Source organism: Geodermatophilus sp. SYSU D00525, from assembly GCF_054050475.1.
In genome coordinates this window covers 85,389-112,210 of the sequence record NZ_JBJGZK010000005.1, presented here as the reverse complement: position 1 = coordinate 112,210, position 26,822 = coordinate 85,389, and the positions used below count along the sequence as shown (strand labels likewise).

At 75.9% G+C, this 26,822-nt stretch carries 25 protein-coding genes and 1 tRNA gene; 14 read left to right on the top strand and 12 right to left on the bottom strand.

Annotation, left to right across the window (positions count from 1 at the left end; all coding sequences use genetic code 11):
• Positions 1-651 (top strand): aminodeoxychorismate/anthranilate synthase component II, encoded by a 651-nt coding sequence (locus ACI796_RS06540; RefSeq protein WP_456940424.1) that lies wholly within the window; start codon positions 1-3, stop codon positions 649-651.
• 63 nt (positions 652-714) lie between these two features.
• Here ACI796_RS06540 and pknB read toward each other — a convergent pair whose 3' ends face one another.
• The 7 genes from pknB to ACI796_RS06505 form a co-directional block, all read right to left on the bottom strand.
• A complete protein-coding gene (gene pknB / locus ACI796_RS06535) occupies positions 715-2,676 on the bottom strand; it encodes a Stk1 family PASTA domain-containing Ser/Thr kinase (protein ID WP_456940423.1) in 1,962 nt (653 codons plus the stop codon).
• A gap of 136 nt (positions 2,677-2,812) precedes the next feature.
• Positions 2,813-4,639 (bottom strand): protein kinase domain-containing protein, encoded by a 1,827-nt coding sequence (locus tag ACI796_RS06530; RefSeq protein WP_456940422.1) that lies wholly within the window; start codon positions 4,637-4,639, stop codon positions 2,813-2,815.
• On the bottom strand, positions 4,639-6,081 hold the full coding sequence (locus ACI796_RS06525) for a peptidoglycan D,D-transpeptidase FtsI family protein (protein ID WP_456940421.1): 1,443 nt from the start codon (positions 6,079-6,081) through the stop codon (positions 4,639-4,641). Before ACI796_RS06525 ends, ACI796_RS06530 begins: the two co-directional genes overlap by 1 nt.
• The gene (locus ACI796_RS06520; RefSeq protein WP_456940420.1) at positions 6,078-7,490 is read right to left on the bottom strand and encodes an FtsW/RodA/SpoVE family cell cycle protein; all 1,413 of its coding nucleotides are present in this window, start codon (positions 7,488-7,490) and stop codon (positions 6,078-6,080) included. Before ACI796_RS06520 ends, ACI796_RS06525 begins: the two co-directional genes overlap by 4 nt.
• A complete protein-coding gene (locus ACI796_RS06515; protein WP_456940419.1) occupies positions 7,490-8,911 on the bottom strand; it encodes a protein phosphatase 2C domain-containing protein in 1,422 nt (473 codons plus the stop codon). Before ACI796_RS06515 ends, ACI796_RS06520 begins: the two co-directional genes overlap by 1 nt.
• Before the next feature lie 64 nt (positions 8,912-8,975).
• Positions 8,976-9,437, bottom strand: a complete 462-nt coding sequence (locus tag ACI796_RS06510; RefSeq protein WP_387988658.1) for an FHA domain-containing protein FhaB/FipA — start codon at positions 9,435-9,437, stop codon at positions 8,976-8,978.
• Positions 9,438-9,450: 13 nt separating this feature from the next.
• The gene (locus ACI796_RS06505; protein WP_456940418.1) at positions 9,451-10,269 is read right to left on the bottom strand and encodes an FhaA domain-containing protein; all 819 of its coding nucleotides are present in this window, start codon (positions 10,267-10,269) and stop codon (positions 9,451-9,453) included.
• 175 nt (positions 10,270-10,444) lie between these two features.
• Between ACI796_RS06505 and ACI796_RS06500 the strand changes: the two genes are divergently transcribed.
• Together ACI796_RS06500 and ACI796_RS06495 are read left to right on the top strand one after the other, a co-directional pair.
• Positions 10,445-10,527: transfer RNA gene (locus ACI796_RS06500), tRNA-Leu, on the top strand.
• Positions 10,528-10,777: 250 nt separating this feature from the next.
• On the top strand, positions 10,778-12,073 hold the full coding sequence (locus tag ACI796_RS06495) for an NAD(P)/FAD-dependent oxidoreductase (protein ID WP_456940417.1): 1,296 nt from the start codon (positions 10,778-10,780) through the stop codon (positions 12,071-12,073).
• A 1-nt stretch (position 12,074) separates the two neighbouring features.
• Here the strand turns inward: ACI796_RS06495 and ACI796_RS06490 are convergent, their stop codons facing one another.
• The 3 genes from ACI796_RS06490 to ACI796_RS06480 all read right to left on the bottom strand — a co-directional run bounded on the left by ACI796_RS06490 (position 12,075) and on the right by ACI796_RS06480 (position 14,240).
• Entirely contained in the window at positions 12,075-12,470 is a 396-nt protein-coding gene (locus ACI796_RS06490; protein WP_456940416.1) for a nuclear transport factor 2 family protein, read from the bottom strand.
• A 72-nt stretch (positions 12,471-12,542) separates the two neighbouring features.
• The gene (locus ACI796_RS06485) at positions 12,543-12,980 is read right to left on the bottom strand and encodes a DUF1707 SHOCT-like domain-containing protein (RefSeq protein ID WP_456940415.1); all 438 of its coding nucleotides are present in this window, start codon (positions 12,978-12,980) and stop codon (positions 12,543-12,545) included.
• 96 nt (positions 12,981-13,076) lie between these two features.
• Positions 13,077-14,240 (bottom strand): acyl-CoA dehydrogenase family protein, encoded by a 1,164-nt coding sequence (locus ACI796_RS06480; RefSeq protein WP_456940414.1) that lies wholly within the window; start codon positions 14,238-14,240, stop codon positions 13,077-13,079.
• Positions 14,241-14,337: 97 nt separating this feature from the next.
• On the opposite strand from ACI796_RS06480, the gene ACI796_RS06475 reads away from it, so the two are divergent.
• From ACI796_RS06475 to ACI796_RS06460, 4 genes are read left to right on the top strand one after another with little or no spacing between them, the layout of a single operon-like run.
• Positions 14,338-14,925 (top strand): TetR/AcrR family transcriptional regulator, encoded by a 588-nt coding sequence (locus tag ACI796_RS06475; RefSeq protein WP_456940413.1) that lies wholly within the window; start codon positions 14,338-14,340, stop codon positions 14,923-14,925.
• Positions 14,922-15,395, top strand: coding sequence for a GNAT family N-acetyltransferase (locus ACI796_RS06470; protein ID WP_456940412.1), 474 nt, complete (start codon positions 14,922-14,924; stop codon positions 15,393-15,395). The genes ACI796_RS06475 and ACI796_RS06470 overlap by 4 nt, the downstream gene beginning before the upstream one ends.
• Before the next feature lie 31 nt (positions 15,396-15,426).
• Positions 15,427-16,119: an RNA polymerase sigma factor gene (locus ACI796_RS06465; RefSeq protein ID WP_456940411.1), complete on the top strand. Its 693-nt coding sequence runs from the start codon at positions 15,427-15,429 to the stop codon at positions 16,117-16,119.
• Entirely contained in the window at positions 16,116-17,207 is a 1,092-nt protein-coding gene (locus tag ACI796_RS06460; protein WP_456940410.1) for a hypothetical protein, read from the top strand. Before ACI796_RS06465 ends, ACI796_RS06460 begins: the two co-directional genes overlap by 4 nt.
• A gap of 60 nt (positions 17,208-17,267) precedes the next feature.
• Here ACI796_RS06460 and ACI796_RS06455 read toward each other — a convergent pair whose 3' ends face one another.
• Positions 17,268-18,446 (bottom strand): DUF222 domain-containing protein, encoded by a 1,179-nt coding sequence (locus ACI796_RS06455; protein ID WP_456940409.1) that lies wholly within the window; start codon positions 18,444-18,446, stop codon positions 17,268-17,270.
• 237 nt (positions 18,447-18,683) lie between these two features.
• On the opposite strand from ACI796_RS06455, the gene ACI796_RS06450 reads away from it, so the two are divergent.
• From ACI796_RS06450 to ACI796_RS06425, 6 genes are read left to right on the top strand one after another with little or no spacing between them, the layout of a single operon-like run.
• The gene (locus ACI796_RS06450) at positions 18,684-19,607 is read left to right on the top strand and encodes an aldose 1-epimerase family protein (RefSeq protein ID WP_456940408.1); all 924 of its coding nucleotides are present in this window, start codon (positions 18,684-18,686) and stop codon (positions 19,605-19,607) included.
• 1 nt (position 19,608) lies between these two features.
• Positions 19,609-20,319: an MOSC domain-containing protein gene (locus ACI796_RS06445; RefSeq protein ID WP_456940407.1), complete on the top strand. Its 711-nt coding sequence runs from the start codon at positions 19,609-19,611 to the stop codon at positions 20,317-20,319.
• Between the two features lie 16 nt (positions 20,320-20,335).
• Positions 20,336-20,551, top strand: a complete 216-nt coding sequence (locus ACI796_RS06440) for an RNA-binding S4 domain-containing protein (protein WP_456940406.1) — start codon at positions 20,336-20,338, stop codon at positions 20,549-20,551.
• Entirely contained in the window at positions 20,548-22,002 is a 1,455-nt protein-coding gene (locus ACI796_RS06435) for an RNB domain-containing ribonuclease (protein ID WP_456940405.1), read from the top strand. Before ACI796_RS06440 ends, ACI796_RS06435 begins: the two co-directional genes overlap by 4 nt.
• The gene (locus ACI796_RS06430; protein ID WP_456940404.1) at positions 21,999-23,195 is read left to right on the top strand and encodes a pyridoxal phosphate-dependent aminotransferase; all 1,197 of its coding nucleotides are present in this window, start codon (positions 21,999-22,001) and stop codon (positions 23,193-23,195) included. Before ACI796_RS06435 ends, ACI796_RS06430 begins: the two co-directional genes overlap by 4 nt.
• Before the next feature lie 22 nt (positions 23,196-23,217).
• Entirely contained in the window at positions 23,218-24,003 is a 786-nt protein-coding gene (locus ACI796_RS06425; protein WP_456940403.1) for a nitrilase-related carbon-nitrogen hydrolase, read from the top strand.
• On the opposite strand, the gene ACI796_RS06420 is transcribed toward ACI796_RS06425, so the two are convergent.
• On the bottom strand, positions 24,000-24,998 hold the full coding sequence (locus tag ACI796_RS06420) for a PRC and DUF2382 domain-containing protein (RefSeq protein ID WP_456940402.1): 999 nt from the start codon (positions 24,996-24,998) through the stop codon (positions 24,000-24,002). The two genes, ACI796_RS06425 and ACI796_RS06420, sit on opposite strands and share 4 nt — an antisense overlap.
• A gap of 123 nt (positions 24,999-25,121) precedes the next feature.
• Between ACI796_RS06420 and ACI796_RS06415 the strand changes: the two genes are divergently transcribed.
• Positions 25,122-26,741, top strand: coding sequence for a CYTH and CHAD domain-containing protein (locus tag ACI796_RS06415; RefSeq protein WP_456940401.1), 1,620 nt, complete (start codon positions 25,122-25,124; stop codon positions 26,739-26,741).
• The last annotated feature ends 81 nt before the right edge of the window (positions 26,742-26,822 follow it).

The window sequence follows — 26,822 nt, the reverse complement described above, 5'->3', positions numbered from 1 at the left end:
GTGAGCCGGCCCGTCCTCGTCGTCGACAACTTCGACAGCTTCGTCTACAACCTGGTCCAGTACCTGGGCCAGCTCGGTGTGCAGTGCGTCGTCCGGCGCAACGACGCCGTCACCGTCGACGAGCTGCCCGACCTCGACGTCGCCGGCGTGCTGCTGTCCCCCGGCCCCGGCACGCCCGCCGACGCCGGCGTGACCGTCCCCATGGTGCGGGCCGCCGCCGAGGCCGGGACGCCGGTGCTGGGCGTGTGCCTGGGCCACCAGGCGATCGCCGAGGCCTTCGGCGCCGAGGTCGTCCGCGCGCCCGAGCTGCTGCACGGCAAGACCAGCGAGGTCGTGCACGACGGGGTCGGCGTGCTGGCCGGCCTGCCCTCGCCGTTCACCGCCACGCGCTACCACTCGCTGGCCGTGGACCGGGCCACCGTGCCCGACGAGCTCGAGGTGACCGGCACGACGGCGTCGGGCATCGTCATGGCACTGCGGCACCGGGAGCTGCCGATCGAGGGCGTGCAGTTCCACCCCGAGTCGGTGCTCACCGAGGGCGGCCACCGGATGCTGGCCACGTGGCTCGCCGCGTGCGGTCAGGAGCCGGACCCGGCCGTCGTCGAGGCCGCCGCCGCGGGCGCCCGGCGCCTGTCCGCCGCCGCCGTCTAGCCCCGTCACGACGGAAGGGCCCCTCCCGACCGGGAGGGGCCCTTCCGTCGTGACGGGGCTGGCTCAACCGCCGATGATGATGCCCGGCCCCAGGCTGGGTGGGCTGGGTGTCGGGGAGGACCCGGTCGTGGGGGTCGCCGTCACGCGGGCGATCAGCAGGGTGATGCTGCCGTCCGGGGCCACGGTCTGCCCCGGCTGCGGGTTGCTGCCGGCCACGGTGCCGTCGGCCTGGCCGGGGTCGGCCTCGGTGTCCTGGGTGTCGATCGTCCCGGTGAAGCCGGCGGCGGCCAGCGTCTGCCGGGCCTGCGCCTCGGTCTGCCCGACGATCGCGGTCGGCACGGTGACCTCCGCCACGCCGCCGGACACCTGCAGGGTGATCGGCTGGTCGGCGGATGCCTGCTGGCCCGCGGCCGGGTTCGTGCCGACCACGGTGCCGGCGGGCTGGTCGGAGTCGACCTCGGTCGTGGTCAGGTTGCCGAAGCCGGCCGTCCGCAGCGCCTGCTCGGCGGCGGCCTGGTCCTGGCCGGCCACGTCCGGGACCTCGTCGGTGCCGTCGGAGACCGACAGCGTCACGGTGGTCTCCGGCGCGACCGCGGCGCCCTCCTCCGGGTCCACCGCGACGACGGTGCCCTCCTCGGCGAGGGAGTCGACCTGGTCGGAGTTGACGCTGCCGGTGAAGCCGGCGTTGTCCAGCGCGGTCCGGGCCCGGTCCTCGTCGAGGTCGACCACCTGCGGCACGGTCACGGTGTCCGGCGCGCTGGCGACGGTGAGGTCGACCTCGGTGCCCTCGTCCACGCGGGCGCCGCCGGACGGGGTCGTCGACAGCACGGTGCCGACCGCGTCCTCGTCGTCGGTCACCTGCGGGGTGACGTCGCCGACCGCGAGGCCCGCGGCCTCGATGGCGGCCTCGGCGTCCTCCTGCTGCTGACCGACCAGGCCCGCCGGCACGGTGACCTGTGCGGTGGCCTGCGGCTGGGGGTCCTCGTCGCCGGAGTCGACCAGCAGGGCCACGCCGACGACGGCGCCGATGAGGACCAGCGCGCCGACGACGAGTGCCACGACCCGGTTGCGCCTGCGCCGGCGCGCGGCCGCGTCGTCGTCCCACCCGGCGTCGCCGTAGGCGGGCGCGGCGCCGAGGATGGTGGTCTTCTCCTCGTCGCCCATGACCGGCGTGGCCTCGACCCGCTGCCCGGCCAGCGCCCGGAGCAGGTCGTTGCGCATCTCGGCGGCCGACTGGTACCGGTTCGCCGGGTTCTTGCTCATCGCCTTCATGAGGATGGCGTCGAGCTCCGGCGGCACGGCCGGGTTGATCGAGGACGGCAGCCGCGGGTCCTCGCGCACGTGCTGGTAGGCGACCGAGACCGGCGAGTCCCCGGTGAACGGCGGTGCGCCGCAGACCAGCTCGTAGAGCAGGCAGCCCAGGGAGTAGACGTCGGAGCGGGCGTCGACGGCCTCGCCGCGGGCCTGCTCGGGGGAGAGGTACTGCGCGGTGCCGATGACCGCGGCGGTCGAGGTCATCGTGGCGGCGGAGTCCGACACCGCGCGGGCGATGCCGAAGTCCATCACCTTGACGCTGCCCTGGGGCGTGATCATCACGTTCCCGGGCTTCACGTCGCGGTGCACGATGCCGTTGCGGTGGCTGAAGTCCAGGGCGGCGCAGATGTCGGCGGCCAGGCTCATCGCCCGCTCCGGCTGCAGCACGCCCTCGCGGCGCAGCACGTCGCGCAGGGTCTCGCCCTCGACGTACTCCATGACGATGTACGGCGTCGCGCCGCTGGTCGTCCGGTCCTCGCCGGTGTCGTACACGGCGACGATCGACGGGTGGTTCAGCGAGGCGGCCGCCTGGGCCTCCCGCCGGAAGCGCACCTGGAACGAGGGGTCGCGGGCCAGGTCGCTGCGCAGGACCTTGACCGCGACCTCGCGGCCCAGCCGCAGGTCGCGCCCGCGGTGCACCTCCGCCATGCCGCCGCGGCCGAGCACCCCGCCGATCTCGTAGCGCTCGCCGAGCACCTGGGGGGTGGTCATGCGTGGTCCTCTCGGGCGGTGCTCTGGTGGGTCGCGGGCCTCCCCGGGCAGCAGGGAGCGCCGGGCGCGCGCCCGGTTCCGGCGGTCACCCTAACGGGCGACGCCGCCCGGTCCCGGACGGCGCGAGGGAGCGCCGTCACTCCGACGGGCCCTGCCCGGCCACGTTCGCGGCACCGGGCGGCTGCAGGCCCTGTCCGTTCGGCGAGCCCCCCGCTTCCTCGCTGACCGTCGGCTCGGTGGTCGGCGGCGGCGGCGCGGTGGTGCCCTGCTGGTTCGTGGTCGTCGGCACGGACGGCTGGGTGGCGGTCTCGGTCGTGGTCGGGGCGGGCGCCGGCGTGGTGGTGGTCGGCGCGGGCGGCTGGGTGGTGGTCGGCGCCGGGGTGTCCTGGCCGCCGCTGTCCTCGTCGCCCGAGCCGCTGTCCTCCTGGCCGCCGGAGTCGTCGCCGGTGTCCTCGGGCTCCTGCTCCGGGGCGTAGTCCTCCCGGGCCACGTACAGGGTGACGGTGGAGCCGCGGGGGACCGGGATGCCGTTGGGGTCGACGGCGGCGACCTCACCGGCACGGAGCTCGACGCCCGCGGCCGCCAGCTGGTCGGCGTCGGCGTCGGCCTGGGCCACCTCGAGGCCGGCCTCCTCGAGCTCGGCCTGCACGTCGTCGGCGTCCTCGCCGATGTACTGCGACGCCGCGGGGATGTTGACCAGCTGCTGCGTCGCGCTGGCCGAGCCGGACGCGGAGGTGCTGGCCGAGGGACCGGCGGTGGTGCCGTCGCGGTCGTCCCCGCCGCCGAGGAGCAGCCAGGCGCCGGTGACGAGCCCGGCGACCACCAGCAGGGAGACCAGCGCCCACACCCACCGGCGGTTGTCCCGGCGCGGCGCGGCCCCGTCGTCCCACCGCTGCTCGTCGCCGTCGACGGGCGGGCCCTGCAGCGGCGGCATGGTGCGCGCACCGGCAGCGTGCCGCCCCCCGGTGCGCGGGCCGGTCGCCGCGGCGGCGCCGAGCGCGGCCCCCGCGGCCGCACCGGTGACCGGGCCGCCGAGGACGCGGGTGCCCTCGCCGTCGACCTCGGGGATCACCTCGGTGCGCGCGGCGGCCATCGTCCCGGTGGCCGACGTCGCGGGCGCCAGGCCGCCGCCGGCGGCCACCGAGCGGATCGCCCCGCCGAAGGCGGCACCGTCGGTGAACCGGTCGGCCGGGTCCTTGGCCAGCGCGCGCTCGACGAGCAGCCGCACCGCCGGCGGGATGTCGCCGGGCAGCGGCGGCGGCGGGCGGTTGATGTGCGCCAGCGCGATGGCCACCTGCGAGGTGCCGTCGAAGGGCCGCACGCCGGTGAGGCACTCGTAGCCGACGACGCCGAGCGAGTAGACGTCGGAGGCGGCGGTGACCTCCATGCCCTGCGCCTGCTCCGGCGACAGGTACTGCGCGGTGCCGACGACCATGCCGGTGCGGGTCAGCGGCGTGGTGTCGCGGGCGCGGGCGATGCCGAAGTCCGTCAGCTTCACCACGCCGTCGGGCCGGACGATGAGGTTGCCCGGCTTGATGTCGCGGTGCACCACCCCGGCGGCGTGCGCGGCCGACAGGCCGTCGGCGGCCTGGCCGAGGACGTGCAGCGTCCAGTCGACCGGCAGCCGCCCCTCCTCGTGGAGGATCGTCACCAGCGGCTTGCCCTCGACCAGCTCCATGACGAGGAAGGCCAACTGGCCGTTGCCGCCGTCGGCGCTGGTCTCGCCGTAGTCGTAGACCGAGGCGATGTTGGGGTGCGACAGGGCCGCGGTGTGCCGCGCCTCGTTGCGGAACCGGGCGACGAAGCTCGGGTCGCCCATGTACTCGCTGCGCAGCACCTTGGCGGCGACGACGCGGTCGAGGACGCGGTCGCGCGCCCGCCAGACCTCGCCCATGCCGCCCGTGGCGATCGGCTCGGTGATCTCGTAGCGGCCGGCCAGGATGGTGCCGGTGGACAGGGCCATCAGCCCCCCTGACCCTCGAGGTAGGCCTCGATCACGTCGCGCGCGATCGGGGCGGAGACGTCGCCGCCGGTACCCCCGCCGTTCGCCACGAACACCGCGACGGCGATCTGCGGGTCGTCGGCCGGGGCGAAGCCGATGAACCAGTTGTGGTCGGGGCCGGCGTTCTGCGCCGTCCCGGTCTTGCCGGCGACCTCGATGCCGGGCACCTGCGCGCGCCGGCCGCTGCCGTTCTCCACGACGCTGACCATCATCTCGGTCAGCTGGTCGGCGACCTCGGGCGTCACCGGCTGGGAGAACTCCTCCGGGTCGGACCGGTCGATGACGGTGAGGTCGGGGGCGCGCACCTGGTCGACGAGGTAGGGGGTCATCAGGGTCCCGTCGTTGGCCACGGCCGCGGCGATCATCGCCGCCTGCAGCGGGGTCGTCCGGACGTCGCGCTGGCCGATCGAGCTCTGGCCCAGCGCCGCTTCGCTCTCGATGTCGCCGACGCTGCTGCCGGCGACCTCCAGCGGGATCTCCATGCCGTCCCCGGTCATGCCGAACGCCTCGGCCATCTCCCGCACCCGGTCCTCGCCGAGGTCGATGCCCAGCTGCGCGAAGGCGGTGTTGCAGGAGATGGTCAGCGCGTCGATCAGCGACTGCTCCTGGCTGCTGCTGCAGGAGGAGCCGTTGAAGTTCTCCAGCGTCGTCGACGTGTCCGGCAGCGTGAGCAGGTCGGGGGCGGGGACGACGGTGTCCGGGGTGTACTCGCCGGTCGCGAGCGCGGCCGCCGAGACGATCACCTTGAAGATCGAGCCGGGCGGGTAGTTGTCCTGGGTCGCGCGGTTCAGCCGCGGGTCGGCCTCCATCGCGTCCAGCTGGTCGGCGTAGGCGCGGATGGCGGCGGGGTCGTGGCTGGACAGCTGCCCGGGGTCGTAGGTGGGCGTGCTGGCCATGCCGAGCACCGCGCCGGTGGACGGGTCGAGCGCGACGACCGCGCCGGTGACGCCGTCGAGCCCGGCCATCGCGGCCTCCTGGACGGCGGCGTCCACGGTGAGGACGACGTCGCCGCCGGCCGGGTCGCGGCCGGTGAACAGGTCGGCCAGCCGCCGGGTGAACAGCCGGGCGTCGGAGCCGGTGAGCACGTCGTTGGCCGCGCGCTCCATCTGGGCGCTGTTGTAGAGCAGCGAGTAGTAGCCGGTGACCGCGGCGTACGTGGCCCCCTGCGGGTACTGCCGCAGGTACTCCAGCGTGTCCTGGGTGGGGACCGAGAGGGCCACCTCGGTGCCGTCGACGACGATCGAGCCGCGCTCGCGCGAGTACTCCTCGGTGAGCACGCGGGTGTTGCCCGGGTCCTCGCGCAGCTCGTCGGAGCGCACGACCTGGATGTAGTTGACGTTGACGATGAGCAGCGTGAACAGCACCAGCACGCTGATCGCCACCCGGCGCAGCGGCGCGTTCACGTGGACACCACCTCGGTCGGGGCATCGCCGAAGGCGGCCTTCGGCGGAGCGGGCGGGCCGGCCGGCCGGCGGGCGGCGTCGCTGATCCGCACCAGGATCGCGACCAGCCCGAAGTTGGCCACCAGCGAGGACCCGCCGTAGGCGACGAACGGCGTGGTGAGGCCGGTCAGCGGGAGCAGGCCGGTGACCCCGCCGAGGACGACGAACAGCTGCCAGGCGACGGCGAAGGCCAGGCCGCCGGCCAGGAGCTTGCCGAAGGCGTCGCGCACGATCAGCGAGGTGCGCAGGCCGCGCTCGACGAGCACCAGGTAGATGACGATGACGGCGACCAGGCCGAACAGGCCCAGCTCCTCGCCGATCGCCGAGGCGATGAAGTCGCTCTTGGCCACCGGCACCTGGTCGGGGCGGCCGCCGCCGAGCCCGGCGCCGAACAGCCCACCGGTGCCCAGGCCGAACAGCGACTGGACCAGCTGGTAGCCGCCCTCGTCGCGGTAGGCGAAGGGGTCCAGCCAGGTGTCCACGCGCACGCGCACGTGGCCGAAGAGCTGGTAGGCGAGGAACGCGCCGCCGGCGAACAGGCCCAGGCCGATGAGCAGCCAGCTGGCCCGCTCGGTGGCGACGTAGAGCATCACCACGAAGATGCCGAACAGCAGCAGCGAGCTGCCCAGGTCGCGCTCGAAGACCAGCACGAGGATCGACACGACCCAGACCACCAGCACCGGGCCGAGGTCGCGGCCGCGCGGCAGCTCCAGGCCCATGACCCGGCGGCTGGCCAGCGCCAGCACGTCGCGCTTGTCGACCAGGTAGGCGGCGAAGAAGACGATCAGGCAGATCTTGGCGAACTCGCCGGGCTGGATGCTGAAGCCCGCGACCCGGATCCAGATCTTGGCGCCGTAGACCTCGGAGACCGACGCGGGCAGCACCGCGGGCAGCGCGAGCAGCACCAGGCCGACCAGGCCCAGGGTGTAGGCGAAGCGGGACAGCAGCCGGTGGTCGCGCAGCACGACCACGACGGCGACGAACAGCGCCACGCCCAGGGTCGCCCACAGCAGCTGGACCGGGGCGTCCTCGCGGGTGGCCTCGCCGTCCTGCAGCCCGGCGAGGTCGAGCCGGTGGATCATCGTCAGCCCGAGGCCGGTGAGCACCGCCACGGCGGGCAGCAGCAGCGGGTCGGCGTAGGGCGCGAACCGGCGGACGACGAGGTGCACGACCAGCCAGAGGGCGGTGAACCAGCCGCCGAAGGTCAGCAGGTCCGCGCGCAGCGAGCCGGTGACCGTGACGTCGACGATGCACTGCGCCGCGAGGGTGATGAGGACGGCGAACCCGAGCAGCGCGAGCTCGGTGTTGCGCCGCCGGGGCGGGACCGTGCCCGGCGCGGGCGCGCGCGGGTCGGTCGAGGGGCCGCCCATCACTCCGCCTCCCGGCAGTCCACCCCTGGCTCGGGCGACGACGACGGGGTGACCGACGTCGGCGCGGCCTCGGTGCTGCCGCCCGCTCCCGGCCCGGAGGGCACGGCCCCGGCGTCCGGGGAGGGCAGCGCGCCGTCAGGGAGCGGCGACAGCGAGGCCTCGGCCGACGGGGGAGCGTCGTCCGAGGGGGTGGACGGTTCGGGGTCGCACGGCGGCAGGGTCGCGTCGTGCAGGTCGCGCACGATGCGCTGCGCGTCGTCGGCGTCGCTGGCCTCGATGCCCTGCCGCACGCTGTTCCGGTCGTAGGAGGACAGGTCGTCGAGCGCGATGTCGGTGACGTCGTCGACCCGGTAGAGGTCCAGGCCGAGCAGGGCGGTGTCGAAGCCGCGGTAGACCGCGACCCGGTCGCCGCCGTCGGCGGCCGCGACGCCCACGAACCAGTGGGTGAGCACCCACAGCCAGGTGGCGATCGCACCGGCCACCAGGAGCAGCACCGCCCCCACAGCGACGAACAGCCGCCGCCGAGGGCGGCGGCGGTCGGTGGGAGCGGCGGCCGTGGAGCTGTTCGTCGGTGGTGGAGGCGGCGTGGGCGGGGGGTCGGCGAGCGCCGCCCGGCCGGCCGCCGAGCGGGGGTCGACCTCGCGCTGGCCGCGGTTGTCCCCCGCCGCGCCGTCGACCACCGGCTCCATCGAGGTGCCCGTGCCGGAGTCCTCGACGACGTCGGCGACGATCACGGTGATGTTGTCCGGGCCGCCGCTGCGCAACGCCAGCTCGACGAGCCGGTCGGCGGTCGACTGCGGGTCGGGGTCCTTGAGCGCCTCGGCCAGCGTCTCCTCGCTGACCACCCCGGACAGGCCGTCGGAGCAGAGCAGGTAGCGGTCGCCGGCGCGCGCCTCGCGCATCGACAGGTCCGGGTCGACGTCCTGCCCGTTGAGCGCCCGCAGCAGCAGCGAGCGCTGCGGGTGGTGGTTGGCCTCCTCGGGCGTGATCCGCCCGTCGTCGATGAGCGTCTGCACGAACGTGTCGTCGTGGGTGATCTGGGTGAGGACGCCGTCGCGCAGCAGGTAGGCGCGGGAGTCGCCGACGTGGCACAGCGCCAGCCGGCCGCCGGCGAACAGGACGGCGGTGAGCGTGGTGCCCATGCCCTCCAGCTGCGGCGACTCGCGGATGACCTCGCGCAGGTGCTCGCTGCCGTCGAACACCGCCTCGCGCAGCGCCTGCAGCATGTCGCCACTGGGCGCGTCGTCGTCGAGGTGCTCCAGCGCGGCGATCACGACCTTGCTGGCGACGTCGCCCGCCGCGTGCCCGCCCATGCCGTCGGCCACGGCCAGCAGCCGGGGCCCGGCGTAGACCGAGTCCTGGTTGTTGCCGCGGACCAGACCGCGGTCGGAGCGGGCGGCGTAGCGCAGCGCGAGACTCATCGGGACCTGCTCACGTCTGCTCTGCCGCTCCCCGAGGTCGTCGCGTCCGTCGTCAGCAGGGTCATCAACGCAGCTCCAGGGCGGTCTGGCCGATGCGGATCGGCTGGCCGGGAGCCACCAGCAGCGGACCCTGCACCCGCTGCTGGTCGAGGTAGGTGCCGTTGGTCGAGCCCAGGTCCTCGACGTACCACTGCCCGCTGCGGTTGGTCAGCCGGGCGTGCCTCGAGCTGGCGAAGTCGTCGGTGAGGACGAGCGTCGAGTCGTCGGCGCGGCCGATGAGGATGGGCTGCTCCCCGAGGGTGATCTTCGTCCCGGTCAGCGGACCGGCGGTCACCACGAGTGTGCGGGGGCCGCGTCCGCGCTTGCGGGCGGGGGTCGCCGCGGCCCGGGGCGGGACCGAGGCGACCCGCCCCGTCCGGCCGCCGAACAGGTCGGCGCGGACCACGCGGAACGCGGCGAAGATGAACAGCCACAGCAGCAGCAGGAACCCGAAGCGGAAGACCTGCAGCACGATCTCGGCGGTCACGGCCGGCCTCCGTTCACGCGCCGTCCTGCCGGTAGACCAGCACCGAGTGGCCGATGCGGATGACGTCGCCGTCGGACAGCGCCTGGCGGCTGACCCGGCGGCCGTTGACCAGCGTGCCGTTGGTCGATCCCAGGTCCTCGACGACGGCGGTCCCGTTCTCCAGGACGCAGTCGGCGTGCTTGCGGCTGACGCCGGTGTCGGGCAGCCGGATGTCGGCGTCGGTGCCGCGGCCGATGACGTTCCGCCCGGTGCTGAGCTCGTGCCGGGTGCCGGGCCCGTCGACGACGAGCACGTGGGTGACGCCGGGGCGGGAGCCCGCGCGGCCCACCACCGAGGGGTGCTGCCGCCCGGTGTCGGTGGCCACCCGGCCGTGCAGGGGCGGCAGCGGGGGGACCGCACCGGAGCCGTGCAGCGGCGGCGCCGGCGGGACGGCGGAGTCGGCGCGCGAGCCCGGGCGGGCGGGGTCGGCTACGTGCGAGCTGACCTCGAACACGCCGGTCGGCAGGGCGTCGTCGCGCTCGAGGCGCACCTGGACCTGGCCGAAGACCTGCCAGCCCTCGTCGTCGATGTGCTCGGAGACCATGTCGGCGAGCTCGGAGGCCAGCTGACCGGACCACTCGGCGAGGTTGTCGTAGTCGGTGGGGCCCAGGCGGACGTCGTAGACGTTGGGCGCGAGCACCCGGCCCTCGCCCATGACCGACTTCTGCTCGTCGGCCTCCCGCTGCAGGGCCTTGGCGATCTCGGCCGGGTGGACCTTGCCCTTGAAGATCCGGGCGAAGGCGAAGCCGACCATCCCCTCGAGCCGTCGCTCGAAGCGCTGCAGCACGCCCACAGTCGCTCCTCCACGCTCGCCCGTACAGGTGATCCCCGACTGATCGTAGCCGGGTGGTTGCGTCGCGACCGGCCAGGAACGCGTGACACCCCCGGGGCCGATCGACGCCCCGGGCCCGGGAGCAGGACCCCTCCGCCGGGTCCCGCCGGCGGGCTGCTACTGTCGTTCCTCGCCAGGGCAAGTGGCGGAATGGCAGACGCGCACGGTTCAGGTCCGTGTGTCCGGAAGGACGTGGGGGTTCAACTCCCCCCTTGCCCACCCAGACGAACGGCCCCCGGGATCCCCGGGGGCCGTTCGCGTTCCCGGGGCCCCCGATGCACCTCCTCGACCAGGACGGGCGCGGGCCGGCACCAAGACGCCCGCGGCTCGCTGCGGACGGCGGTGGGGCCCGTACCGAACGCCGTGCCACGCCTGGGACCGTCGGCGGCGTCGGGCGGGGGCTTGTCCGCCGCAGCGGTCCCGAGGACGGTGACCCGGGCACGGGGACCGGCCCGCGGAGGCCTGCGACATGAGTCCGAGACCGACCCGCTCCACCGCGTCCGACGACGTCGACGCCGACGTCGTCGTCGTGGGCGGCAGCATCGCCGGCTGCACGGTCGCCACCCTGCTGGGCCGTGCCGGGCTGCGCGTCGTCGTCCTGGAGGCCCACCGGGACCCCGCCGCCCACAAGCGGCTGTGCACGCACTTCATCCAGTCCTCGGCGCTGCCGACCATGCGCAGGCTGGGCTTGGACGAGCCGCTGGAAGCGGCCGGCGCGGTGCACAACGACACCGACCTCTGGACCGAGGCCGGCTGGATCCGGCATCCGAGCCCGCGCCCGGACCTGCCGCCGCACGGCTACAACGTGCGGCGGCAGGCGCTCGACCCGCTGCTGCGTTCCCGCACCGCCGGCACACCCGGCGTCGAGGTGCGCCACGGCGTACGGCTGCGCGACCTGCTGCGCGAGGACGGCCGGGTCGTCGGCGTCCGCGCCGACGCCGGCGGTGAGCCGCTGGAGATCCGCGCGCGGCTGGTCGTGGGAGCGGACGGCCGGGGGTCACGGACGGCGTCGCTGGCCGGCCTGCCCGGTCGGGAGGCACCCAACGCCCGGTTCGCGTACTTCGCCCCCTATCGCGACGTCGGCCTCCCCGAGCCAGGCGTCTCGAGGATCTGGTTCCTCCCGTCGGGGGAGGCCTCGTACGTGTTCCCCAACGACGACGGCGTGACGGTGATCGCGACCTTCATGCCGAAGGAGCGCCTGCCGGAGTTCCGGTCCCGCCCGCTGGAGGACTCCCTGCGGGCGTCGTTCACCGGGTTGCCCGAGGCGCCCGACCTGGCCGGCGCGGAGCGGGTGGGCGACGTCGTGGGGATGGTCGACTACCCCAACGTCACGCGGCGGCGGGTCACCGGGCCGGGCGTCGCGCTGGTGGGGGACGCGGCGCTGGTCGGGGACCCGGTGTGGGGCGTCGGCTGTGGCTGGGCGTTCCAGACCGGGGAGTGGCTGGCCGATGCCGTGGCACCGGAGCTCCTCGACGGCCGGGTGCCCGTCCGGGGCCTGGCCGCCTACGGCCGGCGGCACCGCCGCCGGCTGCTGCCGCACCAGCGCATCCTGGTCGACCTGTCGTCGGGGCGGCCGTTCAACCGGTTCGAGCGGCTCGTCTTCGGCGGCGCGGTGCACGACGAGCGGGTGGCCCGCACCGTCGCGGCCTTCGCGACCCGCAACGCACCACCGACGGTCCTGTTCTCCCCGGTCCTGCTGGCGCGGGCGGCCCGCGCGCGGCGGAGCGCGGGCCGCACCGCGGTCGCCGCCGGGGCGCGGGAGTGACCTACGCGGTGCCGGCGGTCTCCTGCAGGAAGGCGGCGGAGTCGTAGTAGGTGCGGACACCGGTGAGCAGGCCGTCGTCGGACCCGTCGCCCTCGATCACGGTGACGCCGCGGTAGGTGAACGGCTTCCCGCTGCGCAGCGTGCCGCGGGACTCCCACTCCAGCGCGGCCGTGTTCTCCCCGACCGACCGCGAGGTGAACGTCGTCTCCAGCTCGCCGAAGACGTTGCGGTAGTCCTCCCAGAAGCGCCGGGCGCCGTCGCGCCCGCGGGCCTCGTGGTCCTGGTTGAGCTTCATCAGCTCGGCGTCGTCACCGGTGAGGTCGACCAGCGGCTGGGGGTCGCGCTCGGCGTCGAGGTGGTGCAGGGCGTCGGCGAAGCGTTCGGTGAGCGTGTGCACGGGAGTCCTCCGGGGTCTCGGCTGCGGTGCCCGGAGGGCTACCCGGCCGGGACCGGACGGACCCGCACCGGTTCAGGCGGCCGGCCGCCGCGCACCGCGCCGCTCACCGAGGGTGCGGGCGAGCAGGACGACACCCCACGGGCCGACGACCCACACCGGCCACGGGTGGACGAGGTCCCCGCTGCCCAGCACCGACACCAGCCAGATGCCGACGACGATCACGCCGGTCACCAGCCAGCTCGTCCAGGCCGCGCGCAGGTCGTGCCCCCACGCGCCGTGCCAGGGACCGCCGCACGCGGCCGCGGTCACCGGGCGGGGCGCCGGGCGGGCCGGGCCGGGCAGGTCCGTGGTGAGCTCGGCCAGCTCGCCGTAGGTCCGGGCGGCGTGCGCGCGGGCCGACCGGTCCTCGTACTCGGCCAGGGTCAGCCGGCCGTCGGTCAGCGACTCGTCGAGGCGGGTGACGACGGCGGCGCGGTCGGCGTCGGCGGCGCGCAGGTGCGGCTCGGGCATCTCGGGGCTCCTCGTCGGGGGGTGACCCGAGTCTTTCCCCGCGCGACACCCGTCACCATTGACAGACGTCACGACTCGGCCGTGCGTCCTGCACGGTCAGCCGTTCGCGGGCACGGCCTCCGCCGCGAGGTGCTTGCCGATGACCATCCGCTGGATCTGGTTGGTGCCCTCGAAGATCTGCATGACCTTCGCCTCGCGCATGTACCGCTCGGCGGGGTGGTCGCGGGTGTAGCCGGCCCCCCCGAGCACCTGGACGGCGTCGGTGGTGACCTTCATCGCGGCGTCGGTGGCGACGAGCTTGGCGATGCTGGCCTGCCGCGAGTAGGGCTGCCCGGCGTCCTTGCGGCGGGCGGCGACCAGGTAGGTGGCGCGGGCGGACTCGACGGCGGCGGCCATGTCGGCCAGCAGGAACGCCACGCCCTGGTGGTCGACGATGCGCCGGCCGAACGCCTCCCGCTCCAGCGCGTAGGCGACGGCGACGTCGAGCGCGGACTGCGCCAGCCCGACGGCGACGGCGCTGACGCCCAGACGCCCGGAGTCCAGCGCGCCCAGGGCGATGGCCAGGCCGCGGCCGGGCTCGCCGACCATCCGGTCGCCGGGCACCGCGACGTCGTCGAGCCGGATCGCCGCGGTCGTGGAGCCGGTGAGGCCCATCTTCTGCTCGGGCGGCGCCGCAGACAGGCCGGGCAGGTCGGGGGTGAGGTGGAAGCAGGAGATGGCGCGGTCCCCGTCGTCGGGGGTGCGCAGGAAGGTCGTGTAGAAGTCCGCCTGCCCGCCGTGGGTGACCCAGGCCTTCTCCCCGGTGGCGACCCAGCCGTCGTCGGTGGCCTTGGCGGCGGCGCGCATGGCCGCGGGGTCGGAGCCGGCGTGCGCCTCGGACAGGCAGTAGGCGCCGAGCAGCCGGCCGCCGACCATCTCCGGCAGCCACTCCCCGTGCTGCTGCGGGGTGCCGAACCGGTCGACCGGGCCGCAGGCGAGGGTGTGCACGCTCACGCCCAGCGCCACGCTGGCCCACCGCATGGCCAGCTCCTCGACCACCTGCAGGTAGACGGCGTAGGGCTGCCCGCCGCCACCGACGTCCTCGCCGAAGGGCAGGCCGAGGAGGCCCGCCTCGCCGAGCAGGGCGAACACCTCCCGCGGGAAGCGCTCCTCGCGCTCGTACGCGGCCGCCTTCGGCGCCAGCTCGGCGTCGGCGATCTCGCGGGTGAGCGCGATCAGGTCGGCTGCCTCCTGGGTGGGCAGCTCACGGTCGACGGCCACGGGGTCCCCCTCGTCGCGGATCAGCGGCAGTACCAGCAACGGTACGGCAGTATCGTCCGTCGTCCAGGGGCATGCTGTCGGGCCGGTGGGAGGTGCCGTGACGACGACCGAGACCGGCGAGCGGCGGCTGACCGCGCGCCAGGCACAGCTGCTCGACCAGCTGACCGAGGTGTTCCTCGCCGAGGGCTTCGCCGGGTTCACCCTCGAGGACCTCGCCGTCCGCCTGCACTGCTCCAAGACGACGCTGTACGCCCTCGCCGACAGCAAGGAGCAGCTCGCCGTCCGGGTGGTGCGGCACTTCTTCCGCCGGGCGACGGCCGCCGTCGAGGCGCGGACCGCCGGGGAGACCGACCCGGCGCGGCGGGTCACCGCGTACCTGGAGGCCGTGGCGGGGGAGCTGACCCCGGCGTCGCGGGCGTTCTACCGCGACCTGGAGGCCTTCCCGCCGGGGCGCGCGGTGTACGAGCACAACACCGCCGCCGCCGCCGAGCGGGTGACCGCGATGATCGCCGACGGCGTCGCGGCCGGCCGGTTCCGCGAGGTGCACCCGGCGCTGGTGGCCGACACCGTCACCACGCTGATGTCGCGCATCGGCCGGGGCGACACCGCCCGCGCCACCGGCCTCGACGACGCCGCCGCCTACCGCGAGCTCGCCGCGCTGCTGCTGCACGGGATCAGCCGGTGACGGTCGTGCTGGAGCCCGCCGCGTGGGACGACGACGAGGTGCGGCGGCTGACCACCGCGCAGCAGGCGGAGCTGCGGGCCCGCTACGACGGTGACGGCGAGCCGGGGACGCCGCCGTCGGCCGCGGACGTCAGCGTCGTCCTGGTCGCCCGGGACGCTTCCGGCGCGGCGGTGGGCTGCGGGGCGCTGCGGGCCCTGGGTGACGACGTGGCCGAGGTCAAGCGCATGTACGTGGCGCCGGAGGCCCGCGGGCAGGGCGTGTCGAAGCTGGTGCTCGCCGGCCTGGAGGCCGCGGCCCGCGAGCGCGGCTGGACGACGCTGCGGCTGGAGACCGGCCCGCGCCAGCCGGAGGCGATCGCTCTGTACGAGGGGGCGGGTTACCGTCCGATCCCCGCGTTCGGCGCCTACGTGGACGCCCCGGACGCCGGGTGCTCGCTGTACTACGAACGGGGCCTCGCCGGCCGCGCGTGAACCCGATCCGGCGCACCGGACATGGAGGGACGTGACCCCCTCGCCGCCCGCGTCCGGCCCACCACCGGTCGCCACCGCCCTCGCCGAGCACCGGTCGGCCGGCCCGTCCCCGGACGCCGTCCCGCTGCGCGCGCTGCCGTCGTCCCTGCCGACCGACGCCGAGGTGCTCGCCGGGTCGCTCGCCGAGCCGGAGCTGTTCGCGACGCTGTTCGACCGGCACGCCACAGCGGTGCACCGCTACCTGGGCCGGCGGGTCGGTGAGCTGGCCGACGACCTGCTCAGCGAGACCTTCCTCGTCGCGTTCCGCCGCCGCGCCGACTACCGGCCGGAGCGCCTGGACGTGCGGCCCTGGCTGATCGGCATCGCCACCAACCTGGTGCACGGCGCCGCGCGGGCCGAGCGGCGCCGCTACCGGGTGCTGGCCCGGGCGGCGGCCGAGCCGGACGCCCGCCCGGACGACGACCCGCACGACCGGCTCGACGCCGAGGCGCTGCGTGGCCCGCTGGCCGCCGCGCTCGCCGGGCTCAAGGCCCCCGACCGCGACGTCCTGCTGCTCGTCGCCTGGGGCGACCTGTCCTACGAGGAGGTCGCCACGGTGCTCGACGTCCCGGTGGGCACCGTCCGCTCCCGCCTGCACCGCGCCCGCCGCCGGACCCGCGCGGCGCTGGAGGCGCCCACGCTGTCCGACCTGCTGCCCGACTCGGCCCCCGAGGAGACCCGGTGAACGACCTCACCCTGCTCCGCGAGGCCGGGCCCGAGGCGCCGGCCCTGACGCCCGCCGCACGCGCGGCCGCCCGTGCCGCCCTGCTGGCGGAGGTCGACGCCTCGCGCACCCTGCGCGGCCGGCTGCGCACCTCCCTGCCCGGCCGGCGGCTGTCGCTGCGCATCGGGGCCGCGGTGGTCGCCGTCGCGGCGGCGTGGACGACGGCGGTCGTGGTCGCGCCCGACGACGCCGTTCGGCAGTCCTCCGCCCCGCCGTCGGCCGCCGCGCCGGCGCCGGGCGGGATCACGCTCGTCGCCGCCGAGGCGGTCACCTTCCCGGTGACCCTCGATCCCGTACCCGAGGGGCTGACGCCGCTCTACAGCCGCCGGGGCGGCATCCCGGAGTACGGGAGCACGCCGCCGTACTTCGTCGCCGACTACGAGCCGATCTCCCTGGTGAGTGGGGGTGCCGGGTCCGGCGACCCCGGACGGGTGCTGCTCAGCGTCTTCCCCGAGGACCCGAGGACGTCGGAGGACTACGGGTTCTGGCCGGAGGGGGAGCCGACGGGGGCGGCGACCGTCGACGGCATCGAGGCCGACGTCTGGAGCGAGGACGGCGCGGTCAGCCTGCTGTGGGAACGGCCGGACGGGCGGTGGGTCTGGCTCGCGGGCGAGGGTGCCCGGGCGGAGGTCGCGGGCCTGGTCGCGATGGGGGAGTCGATCGTCGACCGGCCGCAGGCGGTGGGGCTGCAGTTCGGGCTGGCGCCGGCCGGCTGGTCGGTGGGCGGCTACGAGGAGAGCCGCAGCCTCGACCTGGTGAGCGACGCCGACCCCGTGCTGGCGCTGCGGCTCAGTGCGGTCGGCACGCAGTACACCGGGACGATGGACGAGCTCCTGGAAGGGATGCCGACGGCCGCCCCGACGGAGCCGGTGACCGTGCAGGGCCGCGACGGCCGGCTGGCGCTGCTGACCGGCGACGTGGGGCAACCGCCGTTCTGGACGCTGATCGGGCAGCTCCCGGACGGACGGTTCTTCCGCCTGCTCGCCCCCCAGGCGCTGACTCGCGAGCAGGTGCTGCAGATCGGCGAGCAGGTGACCGCCGCGCCCTGACGGCGCGCAGCCCGGCACGGCCGTCCGCTCGCAGCGGACGGCCGTGCCCGGGCGAGGAGCTCAGGCGGCGGGCACCAGCGGTGGTCGCCGCAGCGGTGCCGGCACGGTGATCTCGGTGCCGTCCGGGCGCCAGGTGCGCCATCCACCACCCGGTTGTCGCTCGATGCGGAATCCGTGGTGGACCTTCGTGTGGTGCCGTTCGCAGAGGAGAGCCGAGTTCTCCAGCGAGGTCTCGCCGCCGTCGAGCCAGTGCACCTGGTGGTGCACGTCGCACCACCACGTCGGGGCGTCACAGCCGGTGAAGACGCAGCCGCCGTCCCGGACCCCCGCGGCGCGGCGGATGCCCCGGGTGGCCAGCCGGTGGTCCCGGCCCACGTCGAGCGGCACGGGGCCGGGCCCCATGACCACCCGGGCGATCGCGCCGTCGCAGGCCAGCCAGCGGGCCCGGGCGGCCGAGACGAGCGTGCCGGAGCCGAGCTCCGCGCTGCCCTCCCCAGCGGCGAGGTCCCCGGCGTCGACCTCCACGACGACCTGCGGCTTCACCCCGCGCAGCACCGGCACCCCGCCGGAGGCGAGCGCGTTGTCGGCCAGCTGCACCACGGCGTCCCCGAGCCGCTGGGCGCGGCAGCGCTCGTCGCCGGCAGGCCGGTCGGCCTGCACGTGGGCCTCCAGTGCGGTCTGCACCTTCTCCCCGCCCACGGCGTCGAGGTGGAACCGGCCCGACACCGATCCGTCGGCGTGCTTGGACAACGTCAGCGACCGGCCCTCGGTCGGATCCGGTTCCGGGCCGTCGGGATCGAGCGCGTCGCAGTAGCGCTGGACGACGACGACCAGGGCGTCGTGCTCCTGCTCCATCGCGACGGCGGTGAGGATCGCGTCGATCTCGCCCAGGTCGACGCCCTGCGTCGCGGCGGCGGCCCGCCGGGCGGGGGTGGTCACGTCGGCGGTGACGGCCACCTGCTCCGCGGACACCAGCCCGGCATCGTGCGCCTCGGCCAGCACGGGCAGGTGCTCCAACGCCCGACCGTTGCGCACCAGTCGCGACGCCTCGCCCCGGGACAGGCGGCAGTGCCCGCGCAGCCAGGAGGCCATCGACCTCAGCCCGTCGCGTTCGGCAGCCTGGGACAGCTCCGCGGCCCGCACCGCCCGGGCCAGCCGGGCGTCGATCCGGTTGCGCTCGGCGACCAGCGCGGCGACGTCGTCGAGGACGTCCCCGCTGCCCTGCTCACCCGAACGCATGATCGAAGTCTAGTGGATCCGGTGACCTTCCACAGCTCGAATTCCCAGGTCAGGCGCCTGTCCACAGATGCCGGCAGGGCCTCGACGCAGCGGGTGGGGCAGGGCCGTGAGCAGGCGCGGTCGACGACATGGCCGGGCTCCGCGGGACCGTCGTGCCGGCCCACGACACGGACGGCGCCGTCCTCACGCTCGACCACGAGCTGGGCCGGCACGGTGCGGGTGTGGTGGGGTGAGCCGGTGAGCGTGCCGCCGATGACCGCCTGGCCGCAGACCGAGCCGGCGGAGGTGGAGCTCGTCCGCGGGGACGCCCGCCTCGCCGTCGACCTGCGCGGCGGCGGCCTGCGTGCCCTGACCGCCGGCGGCTGGGACGTCCTCGACGGCTATCCCGCCGGCACGGTGCCCGCCGGGCGGCGCGGCGGCGTCCTGCTGCCCTGGCCCAACCGGCTGCGCGACGGGCAGTGGACCTGGCAGGGGCAGCGGCTCCAGCTCGACGTCGCTGCGCCCGGCAAGCCCGCCGCGCACGGCCTGGTCACCTGGCAGCGGTGGGAGGTGCTGTCCCGCCACTCCGACGCGGTCACCGTCGGCACGGTCGTCGAGGCCCGCCCCGGCTACCCGTTCCGCCTGGCGGTCGCCGTCGACCACCTCCTCGGCGACGACCGGCTCACCGTCACCGTCCGGGTCCGCAACGCCGGGGACCGGCCCGCGCCGTTCGGCGCCGGCATGCACCCCTACCTCTCCGTGGGAGCGGACCGCGACGGCGGCATCGGCGACGCCGAGCTCACCGTCCCGGCGCGCACGGCCCTCGACCTCGACGGCGGCCTGCCCACCGGCACCCGCCGGCCCTTCGACGGCGCGGTCGGCCGGATCGGCGGGCGCGCCCTCGACGACGCCGTCACCGACCTCGACCGCGACGACGACGGCTGGGCGCGGGTCCGGCTACGGGGCGCCGCGGGCGCGCTCGAACTCGCCGTCGACCGGTCCTGGCCGTGGCTGCAGGTCTACAGCGGCGACACGCTGCCCGAGGGTCAGCGCCGGCGCAGCCTCGCCGTCGAGCCGATGACCTGCCCGCCGAACGCACTGGCCGACGACGTCGACCTCGTCGTCCTCGACCCGGGGGAGACCTGGTCGGGCACGTGGACCCTGACCTGGACGGCGGCCTGACGTGCGCGTGCAGGAGCTCTGGCGGTACCCGGTCAAGTCGCTGCAGGGCGAGCGGCTCGACGCCGTGGACGTCGGGCCCGAGGGGCTGGCCGGGGACCGCCGGTGGGCGCTGTTCGACCGGGCCACCGGCTTCGGCCTCACCGCCCGCCGCGTCCCCGACCTGCTGTTCGCCTCCGGCCGGCTGCGGGCCGACGGCGGCGTCGAGGTGGTCCTGCCCGACGGCACGGTCACCGACGACGACGCCGTCCTGTCCGACTGGCTCGGCACGCCGGTGGCCCTGCGCGCGGCGGAGGCCGTCCGGGGCCCGCGGCAGTACGAGGACCCGGTCGACGACGAGGACGGCGGCCCGTGGGACGCCTGGGAGGGCGCGTCCGGCGCCTTCCACGACAGCTCGCGGATCCGCGTCTCCCTGGTCTCCACCGGCACGCTGGGCACCTGGGACCGGCGGCGGTTCCGCGCCAACGTGCTGCTCGACGGCGCGGGCGAGGACGACCTGGTCGGATCGACGGTGCGGCTGGGCACCGCGGTGCTGGACGTGCTCAAGCCGGTCAGCCGCTGCGTCATGGTGACCCGGCCGCAGCCGGGCGGCATCGGCCGCGACACCGGCGTCCTCAAGACCGTGCACCGCGAGCGCGGCGGGACGCTGGCGGTCGGCGCGCTGGTCCCGGTGCCCGGGCGGGTGGCCGTCGGTGACGCGCTCGTCCCCGCCTGAGGGCACGATCGACGTCGTGCGCACCGTCGAACTGCGTCCCGGTGAGGACTCCATCCGCCTCGGTCAGCTGCTCAAGCTCGTCGACGCCGTGCCGACCGGCGCGCAGGTCAAGGACGTGCTGGTCACCGGCGTGGTGCGGGTGAACGGGGAGCCCGAGGACCGCCGCGGCCGGCAGGTGCGCCGGGGTGACGTCGTCTCCATCGAGGGTGCCGAGGACGTGCGCGTCGCGTGAGCCCCGACGCGGGTTCCACGTGGAACCGGTTCCCCCTCGCCCTGCCGCGGTGGCCGGACGCCGCCCCCGACGGGCCGGACTTCGCCGCGATCCGCGCCGAGCACGACGTCCCCGAGTCCTTCCCGGCCGATGTGCTGGCCGAGGCCGAGCGGGTCGCGGCGGGCGTCCCGCTGCCGGACGAGGACGCCACCGGTCTGCCGCTGGTCACCGTGGACCCGCCCGGCAGCCGCGACCTGGACCAGGCGGTGCACCTGGCGCGGGAGGACGGCGGCTACGTCGTCTCCTACGCCATCGCCGACGTCGGCGCGGTGGTGGCCCCCGGCGGCCCGCTCGACGCCGAGGCGCGGCGCCGCGGCCAGACCCTCTACAGCCCCGACCGGCGCACCCCGCTGCACCCGCCGGTGCTGAGCGAGGGCGCGGCCAGCCTGCTGCCGGGGGAGGACCGCGCCGCCGCGCTGTGGACGATCCGGCTCGACGCCGACGGCGAGGTCCGCGGCGTCGACCTGCGGCGGGCCCGCGTCCGCAGCCGCGCGCAGCTCGCCTACCCCGACGTCCAGGCGCAGGCCGACGCCGGCACGCTGCCCGACCCGGTCGCCCTGCTGCCCGAGGTCGGCCGGCTGCTCGAGCGGCGGGCGGCCGACCGCGGGGCCCTCGAGCTCGGCACCCCGGAGCAGCAGGTGGTGCGCGGTCCCGACGGCGGCTGGACGCTGGTCGCCCGCGCGGACCTGCCGGTCGAGGGCTGGAACGCGCAGGTCTCGCTGCTCACCGGCCGGGTCGCGGCCCGGCTCATGCTCGACGGCGGCGTCGGCGTGCTGCGCACCCTGCCGCCGGCCCGGCCGGGGGACGTCGATCGGCTGCGCCGGCTGGCCCCCGCGCTCGGCGTGCGGTGGCCGGACGGCGCCGGGCCGGGGCAGGTCCTCGCCGGGCTCGACGTCACCGACCCCCGGCACGCGGCCTTCCTCGAGGAGGCGGCCGCCCTGCTGCGCGGCGCGGCCTACACGCCCTTCGACGGCGCCCCGCCGGAGCAGACCGGCCACGCGGGGGTCGGCGCCGCGTACGCGCACGTCACCGCCCCGCTGCGCCGGCTGGTCGACCGGTTCGCCACCGAGGTCTGCCTCGCGCTGGCCGCCGGCCGCGAGCCCGACGCCGCGGTGCGCGCCGTGCTGCCGGAGCTGCCCGGCCTCATGGCCGCCTCCGACCGGCGCACGCGGGCGGTGGAGCGGGCCGCCGTCGACGCCACCGAGGCCTGGCTGCTCGCCGGCCGCGAGGGCGCGGTGTTCGACGCCGTCGTGGTCGACGCCGACGGCGACCGCGGCACCGTCGTCCTCGCCGAGCCCGCGATCCGCGCCCGCTGCACCGGCACCGGCCCGGCCGCCGGCTCCCGGGTGCGGGTGCGGCTCACCGAGGCCGACGTCGCCCGCCGCTCGGTGCGCTTCGAGGTGGTCGCGTGAGCCGCGAGCCGTACCTCGCCGACCGGCTGCAGGGCTTCGGGACGACGGTGTTCGCCGAGATGAGCGCGCTCGCCGTCGCCACCGGGTCGATCAACCTCGGCCAGGGCTTCCCCGACACCCCCGGCCCCGCCGAGGTCCTCGACGTCGCCCGCGCCGCCATCGGCACGATGGCCGACCAGTACCCGCCCGGCCCCGGCACCCCGGAGCTCCGGGCGGCGGTCGCCGCGCACGTGCAGCGCTTCCGCGACCTCGCCTACGACCCCGACACCGAGGTGCTGGTCACCGCCGGCGCCACCGAGGCCCTCACCGCCGCGATGCTGGCGCTGGTCGAACCCGGCGACGAGGTGGTCCTCTTCGAGCCGGTCTACGACAGCTACGCCGCGGCGGTGGCCATGGCCGGCGGCGTCCTCCGGCCGGTCCCGCTCACCCCGCCGCCGGCCGACACCGAGGGCGGCGTCTGGACGTTCGACCCCGCTGACCTGCGCGCCGCCGTCACCCCGCGGGCGAGGCTGCTGCTGCTCAACACCCCGCACAACCCCACCGGCAAGGTGTTCAGCCGGGCCGAGCTGGACCTGGTCGCCGAGGTCGTCCTCGGGGCCGGGCTGCTGCTGGTCACCGACGAGGTCTACGAGCACCTGGTGTTCGACGGCGCCGAGCACGTCTCCGCGGCCACCCTCCCGGGGTTGCGCGAGCGGACGCTGGTCGTCGGCAGCGGCGGCAAGACGTTCAGCACGACCGGCTGGAAGGTGGGCTGGGCCTGCGGGCCGGCGCCGCTGGTGGCCGCCGTCCGCACCGCCAAGCAGTTCCTCACCTACGTCAACGCCGGGCCCTTCCAGCCCGCGATCGCCGCCGGTCTCGCGCTGCCCGACGCCTACTTCACCGGCATCGCCCGCGACCTCCAGCGCCGCCGCGACGTCCTGGTCGCCGGGCTGCGCGCGGCGGGACTGCCGACGATCAGCCCGCAGGCCACCTACTTCGCCATGGTCGACGTCCGCGGGGTGCAGCCAGACGGCGACGGCCTGGCCTTCTGCCGCGCGCTGCCCGAGCGGGCGGGGGTGGTGGCGGTGCCCGCCGGCGTCTTCTGGACGGCGGGCCACGCCGATCTCGGCCGCCACCTCGTGCGGTTCGCCTTCTGCAAGCGCGACGAGGTGCTCACCGAGGCCGTGGCCCGGCTGGGCAGGATGTCCGCATGAGGTCCGGCCGGGGAGGCGCAGCGTGAGGTTCGGCATCGTCCAGCACGACATCGTCTGGGAGGACCGGGAGGCCAACTACGCCCGGCTGGCGCCGCAGGTCGCCCGGGCGGCGGCCGCCGGGGCGGAGTTCGTGCTGCTCAGCGAGACGTTCTCCACGGGCTTCTCGATGACGCCGGGCATCGGCGAGCCCGAGGACGGTCCCTCGGCGTCCTTCCTGCGCGCGCAGGCCGCCGAGCACGGCGTCTGGGTGGCCGGCACCTGCCCGGAGGTCGCCCCGGGCGCGGACCTCCCGTACAACTCGTTCGTCCTGGCCGGCCCCGACGGCACGGTGCACCGCTACCGCAAGCTGCACCCCTTCACCCACGGCGGCGAGGCCGAGCGCTACCGCGCCGGCGACGGCCCGGTGACGGTGACCGTCGGCGACCTGCGCATCACCCCGTTCGTCTGCTACGACCTGCGCTTCGCGAACGTGTTCTGGGACGCCGCCGAGACCACCGACGTCTACCTCGTGACGGCGAACTGGCCCTCGGCCCGCCGGCACCACTGGACGACGCTGCTGCGGGCGCGCGCCATCGAGAACCAGGCCTACGTGGTCGCCTGCAACCGGGTGGGCACCGGCGGCGACGGCCTGCACCACGCCGGCGACAGCCGGGTCGTGGACCCGATGGGCGAGGTGCTGGCCGCCGCCGCGGGTGGCGAGACGCTCGTGCTGGCCGACGTCGACCCCGCCGAGGTCACCGCCACCCGCAAGCGGTTCGCCTTCCTCGCCGACCGGAGGAGGACCCCGCTGCCCCCCACCGCTCGCTAGCTCACGGCGGGCCCCTGCAGCGGGGCCGTTCCCGCACGTCCCGGCTGCGGCGAGCGCGTCTGGTCGACGACGATCTGCTCCCGCTGCACCTGCTCGCTGATCCGCTCCTGGCCCTGCACCACCTCGGTGGCCAGCCGGACCCGCTCGACCGGCACGACCTCGACCGACACGACCGGCCGCTCGGCGTGCAGCACGATCTCCCCGGGCAGGCCCGCGGTGCCGGTGCCGGCTGCCGGGGCGCCGGTGACCGGTGCCGTCCCGCCCGCGGGGGCCAGCGACTCGCCGGGCAGGTCGGGGGCGTCGAGGGGCACGTGCTCGACGCGGATCTCCTCGCGCCGGATCGGCACGGTCACCTGCACCTCCTCGGTCACCACGTACTTGACCAGCCGCACCCGCGTGGTGGCCACCTGCTCGATGGCCACGCGGAGCTGCTCCTCGCTGCGGGTCATCGCGCCGTCGGTGGTCGGCGCGGCGTGCCGCGGCGTGTGCTCCGGCGGCAGGGGCGCGGCGGCCTGCTCGGTGGTGGTCCGCGTCGTGGTGGCCGGCGGGGGGACCGGCCGGGTGGGCGTGTCCGTCACCGCCGCGCCGGGAGCCGGCACGTCGGTCGCAGGCGCCGCCCCCGCAGGGGCCGGTCCGGTCCCCGTCGGTGCCCAGGGCTGCCCGGCCGGGACGCCGGGCGCCGCACCGGCCGTCAGCCCGTAGTGCTGCCGCAGCGCGGCCTCCTCCTCCGGGCCGAGGTGGTCCCCGCCCAGGTGGGGTGCGGACCGGACGGCGTCCTTGTGCACGGGCACGCTCAGCACGCCGTCGACGAAGGCCGCCTGCGTGGCCGGGACGATGGAGTGCCGGGTGCCGAACAGGCCGGTGCTCACGGCCACCCAGGTGGGCGCGCCGGTGCGGTCGTCGACGAAGAAGCTCTCGACGGTGCCGATCTTCTCCCCGTCGGGGCCCTGCACCGTGCTCCCGATCGCCGCGGACAGGTCTCGCTCGCTCAACACGGTGCTCGCCTCCTCCGTCGACACCCCGGCTGGCGTCGTTTCCGCGGGGGAGTGCCCGCGCGGATGTGTTCCGACACCCGGACGCCTACGGTCGGACGCGACGGCGATCCAGAGGAGGGCGACGTGGGCAGCGGACAGCTCGAGGTCGAGCGCAAGTTCGAGACGGGGCCGGACGTCGTCCTCCCCGACCTGACGACCGTGGACGGCGTCGCCGCGACGGGGGACCCGGTCACCCACGACCTGGACGCCACCTACTACGACACCCCGGACCTGCGGCTGGCCCGCGCGCGGATCACCCTGCGCCGGCGGACCGGCGGCACCGACGCCGGCTGGCACCTCAAGCTGCCCACCGCCGTCGCGGGCTCCCGCCGGGAGGTGCACGCCCCGCTGGGCACCCGCCGCACGGTCGTGCCGCGGGCGGTGACCGAGCCGGTGACCGCCGTGTTGCGCGGCGCGCGGCCGGAGCCGGTCGCCACCCTGCAGACGACGCGGCAGGTCACGCACCTGCTCGACGACGAGGGCCGCGTGCTCGCCGAGGTCGCCGCCGACACCGTCACCGGCACCGCGCTGGCCCCCGACCCCGAGAGCCCGGCGACCGTCACCACCTGGCGCGAGCTGGAGGTGGAGCTGGTCGAGGGCGACCAGGCGCTGCTCGACGGCGTCACCGAGGCGCTCGGCGCGGCGGGCATCGTGCCCTCCGACCTGCCGTCCAAGCTCTCCCGCGTGCTGGCCGACCGGCTCCCCGCGCCCACCCCGGTGCGCCCGCCGGCCGCGGTCGAGGACCGGGGCGACGGGAAGGGCGACGCGAAGAAGGCGAAGAAGAAGGCGAGGAAGCAGGACGGGCCGACGGCGGCCGAGGTGGTGCTCGGCGCGGTGCGCACCCAGGTCCAGGCGCTGCAGACCGCCGACATCGGCGTCCGCACCGGCGACCCCGAGGGCGTGCACGACCTGCGCGTGGCCTGCCGCCGGCTGCGCAGCATCCTGGCCGCCTTCCGGCCGGTGCTCGACCGCACCGCCACCGACCCGCTCCGCGACGAGCTGCAGTGGATCGGCGCCGCGCTCTCCGGCGCCCGCGACGGCGAGGTCGCGCTCGAGCACCTCAAGGCCGTCGTCGCGGCGCAGCCGGTCGAGCTGGTCCGCGGCCCGGTGGCCGCCCGGCTGCAGGCCACCGAGGTCGCCGACGTCGAGCGGGGCCGCAAGGCGGCGGTCCGGGCGCTGTCGGACCGGCGGCACCTGGCGCTGCTCGACGCCTTCGACGCGCTGCTCGCCGACCCGCCGCTGGCCGAGGCGGCCGGCGAGCCCGCGCACGCCGTCCTCGCCGACGCGGTCAAGCGCACCGGCAAGCGGATGCAGGCCCGCATCGACGAGGCCCGCGAGCGCGAGGCCGAGGACCCGGGCGCCCACGAGGACGAGACCGAGCACGCCCTCCACGAGGTGCGCAAGGCGGCCAAGCGGGTCCGCTACACCGCGGAGGTCGCCGCACCGGTGCTCGGGGCGCCCGCCGAGGCCCTGGTCGCCTGCATGAAGGAGGTCCAGGACGTGCTCGGCGAGGCCCAGGACACCGTCGTCGCCCGGCAGTGGTGCCTGCGGCTGGCCGCGGCCGCCGTCAAGGCGGGGGAGGACACCTTCGCCTACGGCCGGCTGCACGCGCTGGAGGAACTGCGGGCCGAGCACGCCGACCAGCGGTTCTGGGGGCTCGAGCCCACCCTGCGCGCCGCGGTGAAGGCGGCCGCGAAGGCCTGAGCGGGCCGGGGCGCCGGCCCGGGACGGGAACGTCCCGGGCCGCTCGCGCGTCTCCTGCCGTGGTGTCTCCCGCACAGCCGA

What these genes read in the sequence shown, in the direction of transcription:
- ACI796_RS06515 (WP_456940419.1), bottom strand. Translation starts at nt 8,911, where the DNA reads ATGAGTCTCGCGCTGCGCTACGCCGCCCGCTCCGACCGCGGTCTGGTC.
- ACI796_RS06495 (WP_456940417.1), top strand. Translation starts at nt 10,778, where the DNA reads ATGAGTCCGAGACCGACCCGCTCCACCGCGTCCGACGACGTCGACGCC.
- ACI796_RS06520 (WP_456940420.1), bottom strand. Translation starts at nt 7,490, where the DNA reads ATGGGCGGCCCCTCGACCGACCCGCGCGCGCCCGCGCCGGGCACGGTC.
- ACI796_RS06455 (WP_456940409.1), bottom strand. Translation starts at nt 18,446, where the DNA reads ATGCGTTCGGGTGAGCAGGGCAGCGGGGACGTCCTCGACGACGTCGCC.
- ACI796_RS06530 (WP_456940422.1), bottom strand. Translation starts at nt 4,639, where the DNA reads ATGGCCCTGTCCACCGGCACCATCCTGGCCGGCCGCTACGAGATCACC.
- pknB (WP_456940423.1), bottom strand. Translation starts at nt 2,676, where the DNA reads ATGACCACCCCCCAGGTGCTCGGCGAGCGCTACGAGATCGGCGGGGTG.
- ACI796_RS06485 (WP_456940415.1), bottom strand. Translation starts at nt 12,980, where the DNA reads ATGCCCGAGCCGCACCTGCGCGCCGCCGACGCCGACCGCGCCGCCGTC.